The sequence below is a fragment of the Nocardioides baekrokdamisoli genome (assembly GCF_003945325.1).
In the GTDB taxonomy this organism is placed as follows: domain Bacteria; phylum Actinomycetota; class Actinomycetes; order Propionibacteriales; family Nocardioidaceae; genus Nocardioides; species Nocardioides baekrokdamisoli.
In genome coordinates this window covers 275,030-292,939 of sequence record NZ_AP019307.1, presented here as the reverse complement: position 1 = coordinate 292,939, position 17,910 = coordinate 275,030, and the positions used below count along the sequence as shown (strand labels likewise).

Here is a 17,910-nt window from a genome sequence, read left to right as displayed (position 1 = left end):
GTCGGCGATGACGTGCCCACATCAGGTTCGGACTAGAGCCCTTCGCCGTCGAGTGGTCGCACCTGGGCCGGCGTCAGTTTGAGGGTCTTGATCACGTCACAGAGGTCGAGGTTCGAGCTCAGGCAGTAGTTGCTGCTGCTGATGGCAACCATCCCGGTGCCGATCTTCGGGGCATCGAACTGAATCAGGCGCGCGATGCCGTGCACGGCCGCCGCAGGAACGGCCAGCAGAGCTGCCTGGAGTTGCTTGCGCGTCTCCGACGGGAGGGCAGTCGACACCCCGATCGCGGTGTACGGGATCGCGTCTGAGTGCCAGATCTGGGTGTACTTGCCGGGATCCCACTCGTGGGACTCCGCTGCCGGGCCCATCACGCGCGAGTTGAGCGAGGCGTAGTTGAACTTCGTGCAGGACGTGCGCAGTACCTCCGCGCGTAGCGGGCACGTGAGGGCTCGCAAAGCCTTCAGGTGGGACCCGGTGTAAACCATCGTCACCTTGGAGATCACGCCGGCCTCGGTGAGCGCAGCACGCGGGAAGTAGTCGCCGCTGAGGCTGCCGGGTGTCGTGAACGCCACCCGCTTGCCGGCCAGACCCATCAGGTCGACGTCCCCGTACCGCGGATCGTCGTAGAGAGCGGAGATGAAGGCCGCCGGCGTCCCGTTGAAGTCGGACTCGTACGTCGCCAGGACCTCGATCGCCGGGTGCTTGCCCCCCAGGGCGAACCCTGACCCGAGGCCCGCGAACTCCGCGAAGGTGACCTTGCCGTGAGATGCACTCCAGAGTTCCGCCCGGATCGAACTCGCAACCTGGAACCTGACCGCGCAACCGAGCGACTTCGACAGCGAGGCGATCACTGGCTTGTACGCCGCGGTCAGCGCCTGCACCGCCGCGTACGGCTGAACCATGTAGATCGGCGTGCCGCTCGCGCACACGACACTCTTGGTAGGCGTCCCACTGGGGGTCACGACAGAGGTGGTGGTCGTCGTGGTTGTCGAAGGGGCAGTCTGCGATGTTGATGAGCCGCACGCCGAGGTGGCCAGTAACGCTGCGGCCACCAGGCCGGTCGACAGACGTCTCCAACGCTTCACAGAGACAAGGTTCCCTGCCGCGTCCCGGTGGTCAAATTTCACTCGCCGGAACCGTGCAGGTGGGACTCGAGGCGTTCGAGCTTGGCATCCAATTCGCCAGTGAACCCCGGCCGGATGTCAGCCTTGAGCACCAAGGACACCCGCGATCCGTACGCAGCCACCGCGTCAGTGGCGCGCTTGACGACATCGAAGACCTCGTCCCACTCCCCCTCGACCTCGGTGAACATCGAGGACGTCCGGTTCGGCAGGCCTGACTCGCGGACGACCCGGACCGCGGCGGCGACCGCGTCCGCGACTGAGCCGTCGGAGCGACCGGTGCCGTTGGGGGCGACGGAGAAGGCGACCAACACGGGCCCAACGCTACCCCGAGGAAGGCTGTTGTCTGGCTACCGTGGGAGGCATGGGTGATCTGACCGAACCATGCCCCAACTGCAGCACCCGGATGCGCTGGGAGACCTCGCACGAACGCTGCGACGGCTGCGGCTATATCCGGCCGTGCTGCGAAGGATCTCCCTGCCCGGTCTGAGACGGAACCAAAGCTTCGGGTCGCAACGTCATCAGGAGCAACACCGATCGTTGGAGGAGACAGTGCGCCGTCCAGTTGCCCTTGCTGTGTTGGCTCTGGTCGTGAGCGCCTGCGGCACCGCCACGCCCGCTGCAGCCCCGACCACTTCGCGGGCAACGTTTGCCGTACCGAACGGCCCTGTCAGCGTTCTGCCGGTCCGCGAGGCCCTCGTCTCCACCGACGGCCGCACGGTCATCATTCCCGGTCAGCACGGCGCCTGCGAGAGCAACTTCTCGGCTGTCGTGATGGCGACACACGCCGACGTACGGATCCGTCTGACCGGGCATGAGCCGGACGGAGACATGGTCTGTATGCCCATCGACCTCCGACTCACACGAATCTCGCTGGTGCTGCAGCAACCGCTGGGAAGGCGCCGGTTGATCGACGACAGTACCGGGAAGCCAATCCCGTATGTCACCGAGCAGAGCCTGTCTGCACCCGGCTTCCTGCCGTCGAATGTGACACCGGTCCTGAATCTTCCGGCCGACGGGTGGACGCGGGTGTACGGACTCCGAGGAGACGACCAGCATGGTCCGATCCGCATCAGCCAGACGCCATGGCCGTCGGCTCCGGACCTGTCCAAGATGACCGGAACTCCGATCGAGCCGATCACGGTGAGCGGACACACCGCATTTCTCATCGACGAGCGCGGCCCGGCGGGAATCACGTACATCTGGTGGAAGGTCGCCGGCGTGACCATCACAGTGACGAGCGAACCCGGCGCTGGCAACAGACATGCACTCCCGACCGACGTCGTCCTCCGCATCGCGCGAGGTCTGGTCATGCCGACCCGCTGACGGACCCACCACCGGATCGTGCCTCACGACGATGAAGGCCCCCGACCGCCGATGCGGTGGGGGCCCTCGTCGTGGCTTGATCAGCCGTTGAGCAGGTTACGCAAGACGTACTGCAGGATGCCCCCGTTGCGGTAGTAGTTCGCCTCACCGGGGGTGTCGATACGGACGACCGCGTCGAAGGACTTGTCGCCGGCGGTGACCTTGACGGTCTTCGGCGTACGCCCCTCGTTGAGCTCGGTGATGCCCGAGATCGAGAACGTCTCCTCGCCCGTCAGGCCGAGCGATTCGGCGTTCTGGCCAGCCGGGAACTGCAGCGGGATGACACCCATGCCGATCAGGTTCGAGCGGTGGATGCGCTCGTACGACTCGGCGATGACAGCCTTGACGCCGAGCAGCGAGGTGCCCTTGGCGGCCCAGTCGCGCGACGACCCTGAGCCGTACTCCTTGCCGGCCAGGACGACCAACGGGATGCCTGCGGCCTGGTAGTTCTGCGAGGCGTCGTAGATGAACGCCTGCGGAGCGCCGTCGACCGTGAAGTCCTTGGTGTAGCCGCCCTCGACGCCGTCGAGGATCTGGTTGCGGATACGGATGTTCGCGAACGTGCCGCGGATCATGACCTCGTGGTTGCCTCGGCGCGAGCCGTAGGAGTTGAAGTCGCGCTGTTCCACGCCGTGCTCGGTCAGGTACTGACCGGCCGGCGAGTCCTTCTTGATGTTGCCGGCAGGCGAGATGTGGTCGGTCGTGACCGAGTCGCCCAGCTTGAGCAGGACGCGGGCACCCTCGATGTCCGTGACCGGCGACGGGGTCTTCGACATGCCGTCGAAGTACGGCGCCTTGCGGACGTACGTGGAGTCCTCGTCCCAGGTGAAGGTGTCACCGGTCGGGGTCGGCAGGTTCTGCCAGCGGGCATCACCAGCGAACACGTCGGCGTAGTCCTTGGTGAACATGTCCTGGTCGATCGCGGAGGCGATGGTGGCTTCGACCTCGGCCGGCGTCGGCCAGATGTCCTTGAGGAACACGTCGTTGCCGTCGGTGTCCTGACCCAGGGCGTCGTGGAACAGGTCGACGTCCATGTTGCCCGCGATCGCGTACGCGATGACGAGCGGCGGCGACGCCAGGTAGTTCATCTTCACGTCGGGGTTGATGCGACCCTCGAAGTTGCGGTTGCCGGAGAGCACCGAGACGACGGCCAGGTCGTGCTCGTTCACCGCGGCGGAGACCTCGGGGATGATCGGACCCGAGTTGCCGATGCAGGTGACGCAGCCGTAGCCGACGAGGTCGAAGCCGAGCTTCTCCAGGTACGGCGTGAGGCCGGCCTTGTCGTAGTAGTCGGTGACGACCTTCGAGCCGGGAGCAAGGGTGGTCTTGACCCACGGCTTGCTGGTCAGGCCCTTCTCGACGGCCTTCTTCGCCAGCAGCGCAGCACCGAGCATGACCGACGGGTTCGACGTGTTGGTGCACGAGGTGATCGAGGCGATCGTGACCGCGCCGTTCCTGAGCTCGAAACTCGTACCGTCTGCGAGGGTCACCGGGATCGAGGCGTTCGGCTGCGAGGTGTACGACGGCAGGTAGCCCTCGAACGAGGTCTTGGCGTCGGTCAGCTGGACACGGTCCTGTGGACGCTTGGGGCCGGCGATCGAGGGGACGACCGTCGACAGGTCGAGCTCGAGCTTCTCGGAGAAGCGCGGCTCGGCGTTCGGGTCGAGCCAGAGGCCCTGCTCCTTGGCGTACGTCTCGACGAGCGCGAGCTGCTGCTCGTCACGACCGGTCAGACGCAGGTAGTTGATGGTCTCGTCATCGATCGGGAACATCGCCACCGTGGAGCCGAACTCCGGCGACATGTTGCCGATGGTGGCGCGGTTCGCGAGCGGCAGCTTCGCGACGCCGGCGCCGTAGAACTCGACGAACTTGCCGACGACGCCGTGCTTGCGCAGCTGCTCGGTGATGGTCAGGACGAGGTCGGTGGCAGTGGTGCCCTCGGGCAGGTCACCGGTCAGCTTGAAGCCGACGACCCGCGGGATGAGCATGGAAACCGGCTGACCCAGCAGCGCGGCCTCTGCCTCGATGCCACCGACGCCGAAGCCGAGGACGCCGAGGCCGTCGACCATGGTCGTGTGGGAGTCGGTGCCGACGCAGGTGTCGGGGTACGCGAGGAGCTCGCCGTCGACCACGCGCGTGAAGACCGTACGAGCCAGGTGCTCGATGTTGACCTGGTGCACGATGCCGGTGCCCGGCGGGACGACCTTGAAGTCGTCGAACGCGGTCTGGCCCCAGCGCAGGAACTGGTAGCGCTCGCGGTTGCGCTGGTACTCGATCTCGACGTTCTTCTCGAAGGCGTCGGCGCTGCCGAAGACCTCGGCGATGACGGAGTGGTCGATGACCATCTCGGCCGGGGACAACGGGTTGATCTTGGATGCGTCGCCACCGAGCTCGGCAGCGGCTTCGCGCAGGGTGGCCAGGTCGACGATGCACGGCACGCCGGTGAAGTCCTGCATGATCACGCGCGCCGGCGTGAACTGGATCTCCTTGTCGGGCTCGGCGGTCTCGTCCCAGCCGGCCAGCGCCTTGATGTCGGCGGCGGTGATGTCCGCACCGTCCTCGGTACGAAGCAGGTTCTCCAGCAGGACCTTGAGCGAGTACGGGAGCGAGGCGACGTCAAGCCCCTCGCCGACGACCTTGTCGAGACGGAAGATCTCGTACGCGGTCCCGTTCACGTCCAGGGTGCTCTTGGACCCGAAGCTGTCCTTGCTCGCCAACTCGCTCATCTCCTTGTGAGGTACATCCATGCGGTGCTGTGCCTGTCAGAGGCAGTCCCGATGTGATCCGGCCAACACTCTCATCCTGCCGCGTCCAATGCGAGGAGGGATAGACGGGTGTCCACATCTCAAATGTCTCTTGATGTCAAGATACCACTGTCGAGTCGCACCTGCCGCGAGGCCCTCCGATAGGCAAAGATGTGCGCGTGACCTGGATCAGCATCGCCATCGCCGCAGCCGCCCTGATCGTGGCCACGTGCGGCCTGACCGCGTACGTGCTGATGCGCCGTCAGGCTCAGGTGCTGGAGCTGCGGATCGCCGATCTGGCCGCTGAACTCGACGGCATCGTCGACGCGCCCCCGGCTCCCCCGGTGCCCGCTGTGCCGAACCGGCCGATCATCACGATCGAGATCCTCAACCCGATCGAGCTCGCGAGTTCGCAGGTACGCGCCGCATCGCTGGTCGGCAGTTGGAAGCCGGACGCGATCACCAAGATGGTCTACAACGAGGCGGCCAAGCAGATCTCCTCACAGCTCGCTGAGGAAGGCGTCGTCGCCGAGGTGCTGATCCATGCTGCGGACTGATCTGATCCTGGCGCTGCTCGCGCTCGGCGCCGCCACCGGCGTGACCGCACTCACCCTCAACCTCTACATCCGCTGGCAGACACTGAGCGCCCACGCGCGCACCGTTCGCAACCGGCTCGTACGCACTGAGGCGTGGCGTGCTGAGGCCCGGCGGATTCGCGCCTGGCGGCAACCGGTCGCCGACGCCACCGACGCCGTGAACGACGTCGTCCAGATCGGTGCATCGCTCGCTCGGGTGGGCCACGGCGCGCTGGCCTCGGTCTCGTTCGGAGTCTTCAACCGCATCCCGCGTACGCGGGCCCGCAGTCAACAACTGCAGGAAGCGCACGACACCTTGTCGCAGTCGCTCTATCGAGCCATCGAGACTGCCGGCGAGGGCTTCACGGAGACGACCCGCAAGAGCCTGTTAGGCGAGGACCCGGTCGGGAACGAGTAGCGCCACCGACTCCACGTGGTGCGTCATCGGGAAGAGATCGAACGCCTTGAGATCCGACATCCGATAGCCGAGTTCGGCGAACGTCGCCACGTCGCGCGCCAGCGCGGCCGGATCGCAGGCGACGTACGCAATCGCCCGCGGCGAACGGTCGGCGATGGCGGTGACCACCTTCCGGCCAGCACCGGCCCGCGGCGGGTCCAGGACGACGAGGTCCGACTCCCCCGGGTTCAGGGCAAGCCAGGCAGCCACGTCCGAGGTGATGGACCGGGCCTTCAGCACGTTGCCGGCGCCGTACTCACTGGCGACCTTCTCGCCCTCGATCGCCGTCACGGACGCGCCTCGCTCGGCGAGGAACGAGCTGAAGAGTCCGACGCCCGAGTACAGATCGAGCACCGACTCGCCGGATTGTGGCTGGAGCGCATCGAGCACGGCTTCGACGAGTGCGGTGGGCGCGCCGGGGTGCACCTGCCAGAACCCGTCCGCTGCGACCTGGAACGTCCGCTGCGTGCCAGCGGCGTCCACCGTCTCGGTGAGGCTGCCTTCGCCGCCCTCGCGCGCGTCGTGCCGGGCAATGAGGCAGTCGTCGATCTGGATGACGTCGTGGGACCGATGCTTGCGCATGCCCTTGCCGGGGCCGACGTAGGTCTGCCGGGTCCGCCACCGCAGTCCCTCCTTGTCGCCATGTACGGGCTGCACCGTGATGTCGACCTCCAGCTTCGCCAACCGGCGGAACTGCTCCTTGATGACCTGTGCCTTCAGATCACGCTGGGCCGTGACCGCGACATGCTGGAAGTCGCAGCCACCGCAACCGCCGGGGCGGGCGTACTCACACGGTGCCTGCACCCGGTCGGGGGATGCCTCGAGGATCTCGACCGCATCTGCGCGCCAGAACGTGTCGCCGTCCGACCCTTCGGTGACCTCGACGATCGCCTTCTCGCCGGTGAGGGCATGGCGTACGAAGATCACCCGCCCCTCGTGCCGTGCGATCCAGAAGCCGCCGTGGGCAACAGGCCCGACCTCGACCTCGAATCGTTCACCGACGTGGCTTGCGCCCTTGTTCTGACGGGGGCGGGTGTGGCGCTTCACCCGCGTCAATCTAGTGCCGCGTCACCGGTCGTAGCGGATTCGTACGGTGGCGGTGAGTTCCATGCCGACCTCGAGGCCTTCGGCACGCCGGACCGCGGCCCGCAGCGGCACCATGTAACGGTCCCCCTGCGGGAACAGCGCGGTCTCGATGGTGGCGCCACCGAGCTCGACAAGGACAGCCACCTGGCCCCAGTACTCCAGGCCGGCGGCCTCGATCTTGAGCTCGGCGCTGTCCTCGACGCTCATCGGCAGGAAGAAGTACGGCGACGGTCCACGCCACTCCACGACCACGCCACAGACGGTCCACTCCACGGGTGCCATTCAACCCCGACATACTGGCGCGGTGCGGATCTTGTTCTCAGCGCTCCCGGCGTACGGACATGTCTTCCCGATGCTGCCGCTCGCGATCGCCTGCCGCGAGGCCGGGCACGAGGTGGCCTTTGCCACAGGTCACCCGTTCACCGATCGGCTGCCGGTCCGGACGATCGCGCTGGCGGTGACACAGCACGACTTCGATCTGGCGAATGCCGAGGTGAGCGCCCAGCTCAAGCGCGGCGGCGCGTACGAGCACACCGTCGCCACGATGATGGCTCGGGCGGTCGGGGAACCGATGCGCGCCGCGCTCAGCCCGGTGATCGAGACATACCGACCCGACGCGGTCGTGACCGAGTACCTCAATGTCGGGGCGCGTGTCGCGGCTCTGGAACACGGCGTGCGTGCGTACTCGTTCGCGATCACGGCGCCCAGCCGACTCAATGTCGCATTCGCGGAGTACGCCGCCGATGAACACCGGGACCGGCTCCCGGCAACCACCACGTGGCGCGACCTGTACGAGCCACTGATCGATCCCACGCATCCGGTGCTGCGACGGGCTGACGAGCCGGTCGTGGACCGACTTCGCATCCAACCGGTGCCGTGGTCGAACGACTCGTTCGTGCCCGAGTGGCTCCTGGAGCCCAGGACACGCCCGAGGGTGCTGGTGACTCTGGGCACGGTGTTCAACCGCCCCGACGTCCTGGGCTCGATGGCCCACGGACTCGGATCGCTCGATGCCGATGTCCTCGTCGTGACCGGCCACGGCAAGGGACCGATCGTCGGGTTGCCCGCCAATATCCGGCAGGCCGACTTCATCGCGCAGGACGAGGCGCTCAAGCATGTCGACCTGGCCGTCCACCACGGAGGATCCGGTACCTGTGCGGCCGCGATCTCCCTCGGGTTGCCCCAGGTGATCCTTGCCCGCGGCGCCGACCAGTTCGGCAACGCGGAGGCGCTGGCGCACGCCGGCGCAGCGGTGGCGCTCCACGGGCCGATCGCGCCTGTGGACGTCTTCGCTGCGGCGAGTCGAGCGCTGGATCCGGGATCGGGCGTGATCACCGCGGCAGCACGACTGCAGACTCAATGGGCCGACATGCCCTCTCCGGCCGCAGTGGCCGCGCGGCTGCGGTAGCGTCATCGCTCGTGCACGTGGTGATCATGGGCTGCGGCCGCGTCGGTTCGACGCTGGCGCGTAGCCTCGAGGAACGTAATCACACGGTGTCGATCATCGACATCGAGGCCGACGCCTTCCGCCGGTTGAGCCCTGGGTTCAACGGCACCAAGGTGACGGGGATCGGCTTCGACCAGGAGGTGCTGGAGAAGGCCGGAATCCGCCGCGCCGACGCGTTCGCTGCGGTGTCCAGCGGTGACAACTCCAACATCATCGCGGCGCGTGTCGCCCGCGAGACCTTCGGTGTCGAGCACGTCGTTGCCCGCATCTACGATCCCGGCCGCGCCGAGGTGTACGAGCGGCTCGGCGTGAGCACGGTGGCCACCGTCAAGTGGACGGCGGACCAGATCCTTCGACGCCTGCTCCCGGCTGGCGCCGAGCCCGCGTACCGCGATCCCTCCGGCACGATCCGGCTCGACACCGTGAACGCGCCGGACGGCTGGATCGGTCAGCGCACTGTCGACTTCCAGCTGGCCGCGAAGTCTCGTATCGCGTGGATCGACCGGCTTGGCGAAGGCGTGCTGCCAAACCGCGAGAGCGTGATCCAGGACGGCGACGTCCTGCATCTCGTGATCCGCGAGGAGAACGCGAGCCACGCGTACACCGTCATCACAAACGGACCTGAGCAGGAGGCCTGAGATGCGCGTAGCCATCGCCGGAGCAGGCGCTGTCGGCCGCTCCATTGCCCGTGAGCTCATCCGCAACGGTCACGACGTCCTGCTGATCGACAAGAGTGCGGACACCATTCGACCTGAGCGCGTGCCGGAGGCCGAGTGGCTGCTGGCCGACGCGTGCGAGCTGTCCTCCCTGAAGGAGGCGCACCTCGAGCGCTGCGACGTGGTTGTGGCGGCCACCGGCGACGACAAGGTCAACCTGGTCACCTCGCTGCTGGCCAAGACCGAGTTCAGTGTGCCGCGCACCGTCGGGCGCGTGAACCACCCGAACAACGAATGGCTCTTCACCGATGCGTGGGGTGTCGACGTCAACGTCTCGACACCACGGATCATGTCCGCGCTCGTCGAGGAGGCAGTCTCGGTCGGTGATCTGGTGCGGCTCTTCAGCTTCCGTCAGAACACCGCCAACCTCGTCGAGATCACGCTTCCTGAGGACAGCCCGTACGCGGGCTCCAAGGTGGCTGACCTGCCGCTACCGGCGAACTGCGTCCTGACGACCGTGTTGAGCGGCGGCGATGTGATCGCCCCGCAGCCGAGCACCGAGGTGAGCGCCGGCGACGAGCTGATCTTCGTGGTCGCGGCCGAGCACGAGGACGAGTTGGCGAACCTGCTCGCTCCGAGGCCCGATCACCCGGACGACGAAGACGAGGACTGACCGGTCGCTTCGGCGTGCGGCGTGGCGTTCCGGCCCAGCAGCCAGATCATCGCGCCCCACATCACAGCTCGAAGCGGCCAACCGACGCCGAGCTTGATGATGGCGAGGGTCGACACCGCGGTGTCGGCGTTCATGGCGCCGGTCCAGCCAGCCAGGATGAGCGGTCCCTCGATCGCGACCAGGATCGCGAGCGGCCCCAGCAGCAGCCAGGTGAGCTGGGAGCAGAGGCGTACGACCTGACGGTCGCGGTGCCATGCGATGGGATCTCCCGTGGCACCGCCGAGCAGGAACCCGACGGCCGGCCAGCGGACGACGCAGCTGATCGCCATCACGATCGCCTGGATCCCGCTCGTAACTACTCCAGGAACGAAGAAGGCTAGAGCCTGATGCTGCGCACTTCCTCCGGCATGCTTGATGGCCCACACGATCCCCCATCCGAGCGCGAGGCCGAGGATGGCGTTGCCCACATGCTTGAGGTCGGAGCGCTGAACCATCCGGACGAGAAGGGCGGCCACAGCAATCAGCCCGCCGGCGATCAGTGCGGTCGTGATGTTCTTCGAGAACAGCCAGGCGACCGTGAAGGCCACGCCCGGGACGGCTGCTTCGAGCATCCCGCGCCGACCTCCGAGAGAGGCCGACATCTGCCGTCGTACGAATGCCTCGACGGTGTCGACAGTTGTCTCAGTCATCCGAGGGGCTGGTCAGGACGTACCGCGGGTTGAACACGGTACGCACCCCGGAGCAGTCCCCGACACGACCTTCGATGTGGATGCCGACGCCCTCACAGATGCCTGCGATCTTCTGTCGCCCGAGCCAGACCAGACGCAACTGCCCGGTGCCGTCCACGAAGTCGGCCTCGACGGCCGGCGAACCACCGTGGTCGGCGACGCGTACAGCCTCGACGACGCCGTCCAGTTCGATCAGGTCCCGGTTCTGCACGATCGAGATCGTGCCCGTGGTCGGTGCATCGATGGGGGTGATCGGTGCCTGGAGCGGCTCAGGAGCCACAGGGGTCGGCGTCGAAGTCTTCGACCCTCGGAGACGTACGCGGTTCACTGGTGCACCGGCTTTGCATTGGCGGGAAGGGTCAGGGGCAGAACCTCGCCCTTGGGCACGGCGTGCCCGCCGCGGCGTACGACCACGCTGTTGAGCAGGTCGTGCCACGACTGGGCGTTGTGCGGCTCAAGAGCAGGCTTGCCGAGGAAGGTTGCGCGGAGCATCCAGCGCGGCCCGTCAATGCCGATCATGCGCGTGTGCTGGTTGCCACTCTGACCGTCGGGCGTCGTGACGGTGAAGGTCGCATGGACCTCCGGGCCCCACGGTCCCTCGCTGTCCGCAAGCAGGCCACCGTTGGCGATCACGTCATCACGCAGGGCCGGCACGACCTCGGCCCAGAGGCCACCGCCACGAGGTGCCGCAAAAGCCCGCAGCTCCACGGCGCCATCCACGTTGGCGAGAAGCATCGCCGCTGGCAGGCCGGAAGCCTCGTCGACCTGGATCTGCAACTCGACACCTTCGACCGGTGCCAGCAGGACGGACCCGAGATCGAGCAGCTCCTCGGCGACCCACCCTGGCGGCAGCGCGTCGATGTCGTACGGACCGGATGCCGGCTGGGTCTCGACCGCCTCAGCGGGAGAGCCAGCCGTCTTGGGCTCTGACGAGCGGGAGCGGAACCTCACAAGGGTCCATTCAACACTGCTGAGGAGGGAATGCCAGACTGAGCCACCATGACTGGTCCATATCGCGAACGCCTCAGCGTGCCGCTGCGCTGGTGGGCACAAGGCGTGATGTTCATTGCGACCGTCTTCATCGCTGTCTTCCTGTGGGTGCCGGGCGTCCTTGCATGGACCATCATCGGCACGATCGTGTTGCTGTTCGCGCTCGCGATGCAGAGCTACGGCAGCGCTGCGATCGAGGTTCGGGACGGATGGCTGTACGCCGGCAAGGCGAAGATCCAGACCACCTATCTCGGATCAGCGCAGTCCCTGACGGCTGAGGAGGCCTGGCAGATCGCCGGCCCGAAGGCCGACGCGCGTGCGTACCTGCTTCTGCGGCCGTATCTGCGGCGTGCTGTGAAGGTCGAACTCAACGATCCAGCTGACCGGACGCCGTACTGGCTGCTCGCCTCGCGCCACCCCGACGCACTCGCGGCCGCGCTCGCCGCAGAGATCATCTCCGACTGATCAGTCCAGCGCGCTAGGGTTCTGACCATGGCGAACGCGAAGGCGAAGAAGTCCAAGAAGGTGAAGGGTCCGAAGGACTCCAAGGCCTACAAGGTGATGTCCAACCTGACGACCGGCGTTGCCACCAAGGCAGCCACCAAGGGCCTCGACGCAGGCTGGTCAGCAGCGACCGGCGCCAAGCCCCCCAAGTCGAAGAAGCTCGCGAGTCCGGAGATTGCAGGACGTGAAGCGGTCCTGTGGACCCTCCTCAGCACCGGTGGCGTCGCGGTGGCAAAGCTGCTCGCCGAGCGCGCGACCGCGCGCTACTACCAGCACTCCACCGGGGAGCTCCCGCCACAGTTGCTGGACAAGCCTGCCAAGGCCAAGAAGAAGAAGTAGGTCTCGCATACGAAAGGGCCGCCTCCCATGGGGAAGCGGCCCTTTCGTATGTCGCGCGTCAGGCGCAGTCGCGGCAGATGTTCTTCTTGGGGTCTGCCAGCTGGCTGCGGTGGTGCACGAGGAAGCAGCTCATACAAGTGAACTCGTCGGACTGCTCCGGCTTGACCTCCACGGCAAGCTCTTCGTGCGACAGGTCGGCGCCCGGGAGCTCGAATGACTCCGCGGCCTCGACCTCGTCCTCGTCAACCTTGCCCGAGTTCTTGTCGTGGCGCCGCGCCTTGAGCTCTTCGATGCTCTCCTCGGACTGCTCTTCCTGTTCCTTACGCGGTGCGTCGTAGTCAGTCGCCATCGTGGTCTCCCTCGCCCTGCTTGATCCCGAGAATGTGCTGTTCGGCCCAGCACGAGCCGCGATAGTGCCACATATGCGGCCCATCTGCATCTCGACTCACACTGCACAGGCCGAACGTGTGCAAGGTCATGAAAATTCCGGCGCGCGGATGTGGGTTTCAGACGGGATCTGCGACATAACTGCACGCTTGAGCGGCTGTAAGGAGCTCGTCGAAGCCGTCCGCTGGTCCGGCCACCACCAGCGTGCGGCCGCCCGAGCCTGTCAGGACCTCGACGGTCGCTCCGGCGCCCTCGGCGATGAGTGCTCCAGCGGCGTAGTCCCAGACGTTGGTCCCCTCCTCGAGGTAGCCGTCAACGCAGCCCTCGGCCACGTGGCAGAGCTCCAGCGCCGCGGCGCCGTGACGCCGCAGATCCCGTACGGACGGGAGCAACTTGGCCGCTGCTGCGCCCTGGAGCGCCCGCAGACCGGAGTCGTAGGAGAACCCGGTCGCGATCAGCCGCTCCGCCAGCGGTGCGTACGCGCGAACGCTGATCGGCTGGCCGTTGCGGGTCGACCGCACGCCGTCGGCCGTACGGACGGCTGCGTACTCGATCTGCTGCGGGATGTTGATGACCACGCCGGCGACCGTGACGCCGGCGACCTCGACGGCGATCGAGACCGCGAACTCGGGCAGGTTGTAGAGGAAGTTCACGGTGCCGTCGATCGGATCGACGATCCAGCGGACGCCGCTGGATCCCGGGCGGTCGTCCTCCTCCTCGCCGACGATCGCATCGTGAGGACGAGCCGCGGTGATGATCGAGCGGATCAGTGCCTCGCTGTCCCGATCGACCTGGGTGACGACGTCGACGGCGCTGGACTTGGTGGCGGCGACCCGGGCCGAGCCGATCTGGGGGCGCACGAGATCGGCTGTCGCGCGGGCCGCGCGCTGGGCGAGGGCGAGAAGTTCTTCGTTCATTGCCCGTGCACCGTGCCGCACAAGGCTGGCCGGGCGGTGGCCGTGGCGCAACAGCCGGGCAAACACCGGTCCCATGTCGGCTTCTTGACTCCGGAGACGGATCGCTCGGAGTTCTCGCCGCGCTCGACGGCTGCTCGTTCGGTGATGAGTTCGATCAGACCCTGGATGAACGTCGGGTGGGTGCCCGCCGTGCCTGCGCGGCGTACGTCCATTCCGAGGCGCTGAGCCGTCGCAAACGCTTCGGTGTCGAGGTCGTAGATGACCTCCATGTGGTCCGACACGAAGCCGATCGGGATCAGCACCGCAGCGGTGATGCCATCGGCAGCCAGTGCCTCGAGGTGGTCGTTGACGTCCGGCTCGAGCCACGGCACTTGCGGAGGCCCGGAGCGGCTGCAGAACACCAGATCGTGGTCGTGAGGGCATCCGAAGAAGGCCTCGACGTCCTGCGTGACGGCGCGGGCGAGTTCGCGGTGCTGAGCGACGTACGCGTCGCCGTCGGGTCCGCTGGCTCCAGCCATGGAATTGGGGATCGAGTGCGTCACAAAGACGAGCCGCGCTCCGGCAGCGGCATCGCCGAGATCCTTGAGAGCGACGACCACGTTGTCCGAGACCGCGTTCTCGAACCCCTGGCTGTTGAAGTACGGGCCGAGCTTGTCGAGCACGGGAGCATCTGGGGTCTGCTGGACCGCATCCCAGAGGTTCTCCCGGTACTGCCGACATGAGCTGTACGACGCGTACGCGCTCGTGGTGAGCACCAGCGCCCGTTGCACGCCGTCGGCGGCCATCTGCGCGACGGTGTCCGGGAGATACGGCTCCCAGTTCCGGTTGCCCCAGTAGATCGGCAAGGTGATGTCGAGGCTCTCGAATGCCTGCTCCAGTGCCGCGATCAGCGCCTTGTTCTGGTCATTGATCGGCGACCGGCCGCCGAAACCGAAATAGTGCTGCCCGACCTCGACCAGCCGCTCGCGAGGGATCCCGCGGCCGCGCGTGACGTTCTCCAGGAACGGCACCACGTCGTCGGGCTTCTCAGGGCCACCGAAGGAGAGCAGCAGAAGGGCGTCGTACGGGCTCACGTCCACGGGGACACCCTAGGGGACCGCGAAAGCCTCACGGTTGGGACCTGAAAACCTCACGGTTCGGCGTCAGTCGAGAGTGGAGTACGCGACGATCCCGCGCTTGAGCCGGCCGATCAGACCGCGGGCGGTCGTACGCACCGGGCTGTCCCCGGCTGCGTCTGCGACCTGACCGGCGACGTCGATCAACTGCTTCATGTTGCGGACGAAGTCTCCTGCCGCCATGTCGACGGTGCCCAGGACGTCATCGAGGTCGTCGCCCTCGGCCCAGCGGTATGCGGCCCAGGCGAAGCCCGGGTCGGGAAGTCGCAGGAAGTCGAGGTGGTACTCGCGCTCAAGCGACTGCAGCTCGCCAGCCAACTTCGCCATCTCGCGCAGGGCCTCACCGGCCTTGCCTCCCGGAACCCGCGGCGCGCCGTCGTCGGCTCGACGAGCCTCGAAGACCAAGGCCGACAAGGCGGCTGCGAGCTCCGCAGGGTTGAGCTGGTCCCAGAGTCCGGCTCGCAGAGACTCGGCTGCCAGCAGATCGAGTTCGGAGTAGAGCCGCATCAGTCGGCGGCCGCGATCCGTCACAGTGTCGCCGTCGAGGTAGCCCAAGGCCGTCAGAATGTCGCAGACGCGGTCGAACTGGCGCGCGACGGTGTTCGTACGCGCCTCGACACGTCGACGCAGACCGTCGGTGTCACGGGACAGCTTGAACGCGCGCTCGGCCCACCGCGCGTGGTCCTCCCGGTCCGGGCACTCGTGGCACGGGTGGAGCTTGATCTGGGCGCGCAGGTCCGCGATCTCACGCTCCAGGGGGTCATTGGTCTGGCGGTCGCGCGCGACCTCACGGTCATGGGGCATGTCCTTGACCCGTTCACGCAGTTGCATCGCGAGCGTGCGCCGCTGTTGCGGATCCCGGCCGTTGAACCCGCGGGGCAGTCGCATGTGACCACGCGGCACGACGGGCCGGTTGAAGTCGATGATGGCGAGCCGGCGAGCCTGGCGCTCGACCGTCAGGACGTACGGTCGCGGGCTGTCGGGATCGAAGCCCGGATCGATCACGAGCGCGGGTCCGGCGAACTTCCCGGTCGGCACCTGGATCACGTCGCCCGGCTTGAGCTGCTCCAGTGAGGCGACGATCTCGACCCGCCGGTCTGCGCGGCGATCCCGGGCTGAGGCCTTCTCCATCTCGGAGATCCGATTGCGCAGCCCGGCGTACTCCATGAAGTCGCCCCTGTCGCAGACCGCAGCCTCGACATACCCGGCGTGCGCGTCCTCGGCCTTCCGGACCTGGCGGGCGATGCCAACGACCGAGCGGTCCGCCTGGAACTGGGCGAAGGACTGCTCGAGCAACTCGCGGGAACGGGCGCGGCCGAAGTGGTGCACGAGATTGACGGCCATGTTGTACGACGGTCGGAAGCTGGATTTCAGCGGGTACGTACGCGTCGAGGCGAGGCCGGCGAGTTCACGCGGATTCATTCCGGACTGCCACAGGACGACGCCGTGACCTTCGACATCGAGTCCACGGCGTCCCGCACGCCCGACGAGCTGGGTGTACTCCCCCGGCGTCAGATCGGCGTGCACCTCGCCGTTCCACTTCGTCAGCTTCTCGATGAGCACCGTACGGGCCGGCATGTTGATGCCCAGGGCGAGGGTCTCGGTGGCGAACACGACCTTGATGAACCCGGCGACGTAGAGATCCTCGACGATCTCCTTGAAGGCAGGAAGCATCCCGGCGTGATGCGAGGCGACACCGCGCGACAAAGCATCCAGGAACTCGTGATAGCCGAGGACGTGCCGGTCCTCGACGCTCAGGTCTCGGCACGCACCGTCCACCCGCTTGATGACCTCGTCGCGCTCCTCCGCCGTGGTGAGGCGTACACCTGCGGCCAGACACTGCTGGACGGCGGCGTCACAGCCGACGCGACTGAAGATGAAGATGATCGCCGGCAACAGGTTCGCCCGCTCCATCGCAGCGATGACGTCGGGCCGAGCGGGGATCCAGACCCGCCGACCGTTGCCCGGTTGTCGCGGCCCACCCTGGCCCGCGGCACCGCGAGGAGCGCGTCGGTCTCGCATCCGGCTGCTGGCCCAGTCGTCCCGGGCGATCTTCATCAGTTCGTCGTTGACCAGGGCACCTTCCTTGACGAAGCCGGCCTGGGCATCGACATCGGAGGACGCGAACAGGTTCAGGATCCGCCGACCGACCATGACGTGCTGGAACAGCGGCACCGGCCGCTTCTCCTCGATGATCGTCGTCGTCTCGCCGCGTACGGTCGTCAACCACTCACCGAACTCTTCGGCGTTGCTGACGGTCGCGGACAGCGACACCACGCTGACCGACTCGGGCAGGTGGATGATCACCTCTTCCCACACCGCGCCACGGTTGCGATCGGCCAGGTAGTGCACCTCGTCCATGACCACGTAGCCCAGACCGGTCAGGGTGGAGGAGCTCGCGTACAACATGTTGCGGAGCACCTCGGTGGTCATCACGACCACCGGCGCCTCGCCGTTGACGACGTTGTCTCCGGTGAGAAGGCCGACGTTGCTGGCGCCGTAGCGTGCGACGAGGTCGTTGTACTTCTGGTTGCTCAGCGCCTTGATCGGCGTCGTGTAGAAGGCCTTGCGGCCGGTGGCGATCGCCAGGTGGATCGCGAACTCCCCCACGATCGTCTTCCCGGATCCGGTCGGTGCCGCAACAAGCACCCCGCGACCATCCTCGATCTCGTGACAGGCGCGTACCTGGAAGTCGTCCAGCCCGAAGGAATAGAGCCCGGCGAAGTCGTTGAAGACTGGGTAGCCCTGCTTGCGCCGGGAGGCGGCGTACGCCGCGGCCGGACTGAGATCCGTATCGTCCGACATG

General features: G+C 66.9%; 20 protein-coding genes. 8 read left to right on the top strand and 12 right to left on the bottom strand.

Going from position 1 to position 17,910, the window contains the following annotated elements; all coding sequences use genetic code 11:
- Positions 1-32 precede the first annotated feature (32 nt).
- Positions 33-929 carry a PhnD/SsuA/transferrin family substrate-binding protein gene (locus KCTC_RS01305; RefSeq protein WP_125566051.1) on the bottom strand — a complete coding sequence of 299 codons (897 nt, stop codon included), beginning with the start codon at positions 927-929 and terminating at the stop codon, positions 33-35.
- 194 nt (positions 930-1,123) lie between these two features.
- Positions 1,124-1,435 carry a thiamine-binding protein gene (locus tag KCTC_RS01300; RefSeq protein WP_125566049.1) on the bottom strand — a complete coding sequence of 104 codons (312 nt, stop codon included), beginning with the start codon at positions 1,433-1,435 and terminating at the stop codon, positions 1,124-1,126.
- A 238-nt stretch (positions 1,436-1,673) separates the two neighbouring features.
- Here KCTC_RS01300 and KCTC_RS01295 point away from each other — a divergent pair, with 238 nt between their 5' ends.
- A complete protein-coding gene (locus tag KCTC_RS01295) occupies positions 1,674-2,447 on the top strand; it encodes a hypothetical protein (RefSeq protein WP_125566047.1) in 774 nt (257 codons plus the stop codon).
- An 80-nt stretch (positions 2,448-2,527) separates the two neighbouring features.
- Here the strand turns inward: KCTC_RS01295 and acnA are convergent, their stop codons facing one another.
- Positions 2,528-5,212: an aconitate hydratase AcnA gene (gene acnA / locus KCTC_RS01290; protein WP_125569943.1), complete on the bottom strand. Its 2,685-nt coding sequence runs from the start codon at positions 5,210-5,212 to the stop codon at positions 2,528-2,530.
- Positions 5,213-5,409: 197 nt separating this feature from the next.
- On the opposite strand from acnA, the gene KCTC_RS01285 reads away from it, so the two are divergent.
- Together KCTC_RS01285 and KCTC_RS01280 are read left to right on the top strand one after the other, a co-directional pair.
- On the top strand, positions 5,410-5,787 hold the full coding sequence (locus KCTC_RS01285) for a hypothetical protein (protein WP_125566045.1): 378 nt from the start codon (positions 5,410-5,412) through the stop codon (positions 5,785-5,787).
- On the top strand, positions 5,774-6,223 hold the full coding sequence (locus KCTC_RS01280) for a hypothetical protein (RefSeq protein ID WP_125566043.1): 450 nt from the start codon (positions 5,774-5,776) through the stop codon (positions 6,221-6,223). Before KCTC_RS01285 ends, KCTC_RS01280 begins: the two co-directional genes overlap by 14 nt.
- Here KCTC_RS01280 and KCTC_RS01275 read toward each other — a convergent pair.
- Together KCTC_RS01275 and KCTC_RS01270 are read right to left on the bottom strand one after the other, a co-directional pair.
- Entirely contained in the window at positions 6,194-7,309 is a 1,116-nt protein-coding gene (locus KCTC_RS01275) for a class I SAM-dependent RNA methyltransferase (RefSeq protein WP_125566041.1), read from the bottom strand. The two genes, KCTC_RS01280 and KCTC_RS01275, sit on opposite strands and share 30 nt — an antisense overlap.
- Positions 7,310-7,330: 21 nt before the next feature.
- Complete coding sequence (locus tag KCTC_RS01270) at positions 7,331-7,621, bottom strand: DUF1905 domain-containing protein (protein WP_164512425.1); 291 nt, start codon at positions 7,619-7,621, stop codon at positions 7,331-7,333.
- 31 nt (positions 7,622-7,652) lie between these two features.
- Between KCTC_RS01270 and KCTC_RS01265 the strand changes: the two genes are divergently transcribed.
- The 3 genes from KCTC_RS01265 to KCTC_RS01255 are packed head-to-tail and all read left to right on the top strand — an operon-like array spanning position 7,653 to position 10,124.
- Positions 7,653-8,756 (top strand): glycosyltransferase, encoded by a 1,104-nt coding sequence (locus KCTC_RS01265; RefSeq protein ID WP_125566037.1) that lies wholly within the window; start codon positions 7,653-7,655, stop codon positions 8,754-8,756.
- A gap of 11 nt (positions 8,757-8,767) precedes the next feature.
- Positions 8,768-9,433, top strand: a complete 666-nt coding sequence (locus tag KCTC_RS01260; protein WP_125566035.1) for a potassium channel family protein — start codon at positions 8,768-8,770, stop codon at positions 9,431-9,433.
- Between the two features lies 1 nt (position 9,434).
- A complete protein-coding gene (locus KCTC_RS01255) occupies positions 9,435-10,124 on the top strand; it encodes a potassium channel family protein (protein ID WP_125566033.1) in 690 nt (229 codons plus the stop codon).
- Here the strand turns inward: KCTC_RS01255 and KCTC_RS01250 are convergent.
- From KCTC_RS01250 to KCTC_RS01240, 3 genes are read right to left on the bottom strand one after another with little or no spacing between them, the layout of a single operon-like run.
- Entirely contained in the window at positions 10,097-10,813 is a 717-nt protein-coding gene (locus tag KCTC_RS01250; protein ID WP_125566031.1) for a DUF3159 domain-containing protein, read from the bottom strand. The two genes, KCTC_RS01255 and KCTC_RS01250, sit on opposite strands and share 28 nt — an antisense overlap.
- Positions 10,806-11,132: a single stranded DNA-binding domain-containing protein gene (locus KCTC_RS01245; protein WP_125566029.1), complete on the bottom strand. Its 327-nt coding sequence runs from the start codon at positions 11,130-11,132 to the stop codon at positions 10,806-10,808. The genes KCTC_RS01250 and KCTC_RS01245 overlap by 8 nt, the downstream gene beginning before the upstream one ends.
- 44 nt (positions 11,133-11,176) lie before the next feature.
- Positions 11,177-11,803, bottom strand: a complete 627-nt coding sequence (locus tag KCTC_RS01240; protein ID WP_231998781.1) for a DUF3710 domain-containing protein — start codon at positions 11,801-11,803, stop codon at positions 11,177-11,179.
- A gap of 48 nt (positions 11,804-11,851) precedes the next feature.
- Between KCTC_RS01240 and KCTC_RS01235 the strand changes: the two genes are divergently transcribed.
- Both KCTC_RS01235 and KCTC_RS01230 read left to right on the top strand, forming a co-directional pair.
- On the top strand, positions 11,852-12,307 hold the full coding sequence (locus KCTC_RS01235) for a DUF3093 domain-containing protein (protein ID WP_125566027.1): 456 nt from the start codon (positions 11,852-11,854) through the stop codon (positions 12,305-12,307).
- Positions 12,308-12,334: 27 nt separating this feature from the next.
- Positions 12,335-12,685 (top strand): DUF4235 domain-containing protein, encoded by a 351-nt coding sequence (locus tag KCTC_RS01230; RefSeq protein WP_125566025.1) that lies wholly within the window; start codon positions 12,335-12,337, stop codon positions 12,683-12,685.
- A 58-nt stretch (positions 12,686-12,743) separates the two neighbouring features.
- Here KCTC_RS01230 and KCTC_RS01225 read toward each other — a convergent pair whose 3' ends face one another.
- The 4 genes from KCTC_RS01225 to KCTC_RS01210 all read right to left on the bottom strand — a co-directional run bounded on the left by KCTC_RS01225 (position 12,744) and on the right by KCTC_RS01210 (position 17,909).
- A complete protein-coding gene (locus KCTC_RS01225) occupies positions 12,744-13,034 on the bottom strand; it encodes a DUF4193 domain-containing protein (RefSeq protein ID WP_125566022.1) in 291 nt (96 codons plus the stop codon).
- A gap of 157 nt (positions 13,035-13,191) precedes the next feature.
- On the bottom strand, positions 13,192-13,989 hold the full coding sequence (locus KCTC_RS01220) for an inositol monophosphatase family protein (protein ID WP_125566020.1): 798 nt from the start codon (positions 13,987-13,989) through the stop codon (positions 13,192-13,194).
- Positions 13,986-15,068: a ferrochelatase gene (locus KCTC_RS01215; RefSeq protein WP_125566018.1), complete on the bottom strand. Its 1,083-nt coding sequence runs from the start codon at positions 15,066-15,068 to the stop codon at positions 13,986-13,988. Before KCTC_RS01215 ends, KCTC_RS01220 begins: the two co-directional genes overlap by 4 nt.
- A 63-nt stretch (positions 15,069-15,131) precedes the next feature.
- On the bottom strand, positions 15,132-17,909 hold the full coding sequence (locus KCTC_RS01210; RefSeq protein ID WP_125566016.1) for a DEAD/DEAH box helicase: 2,778 nt from the start codon (positions 17,907-17,909) through the stop codon (positions 15,132-15,134).
- Position 17,910 lies beyond the last annotated feature (1 nt).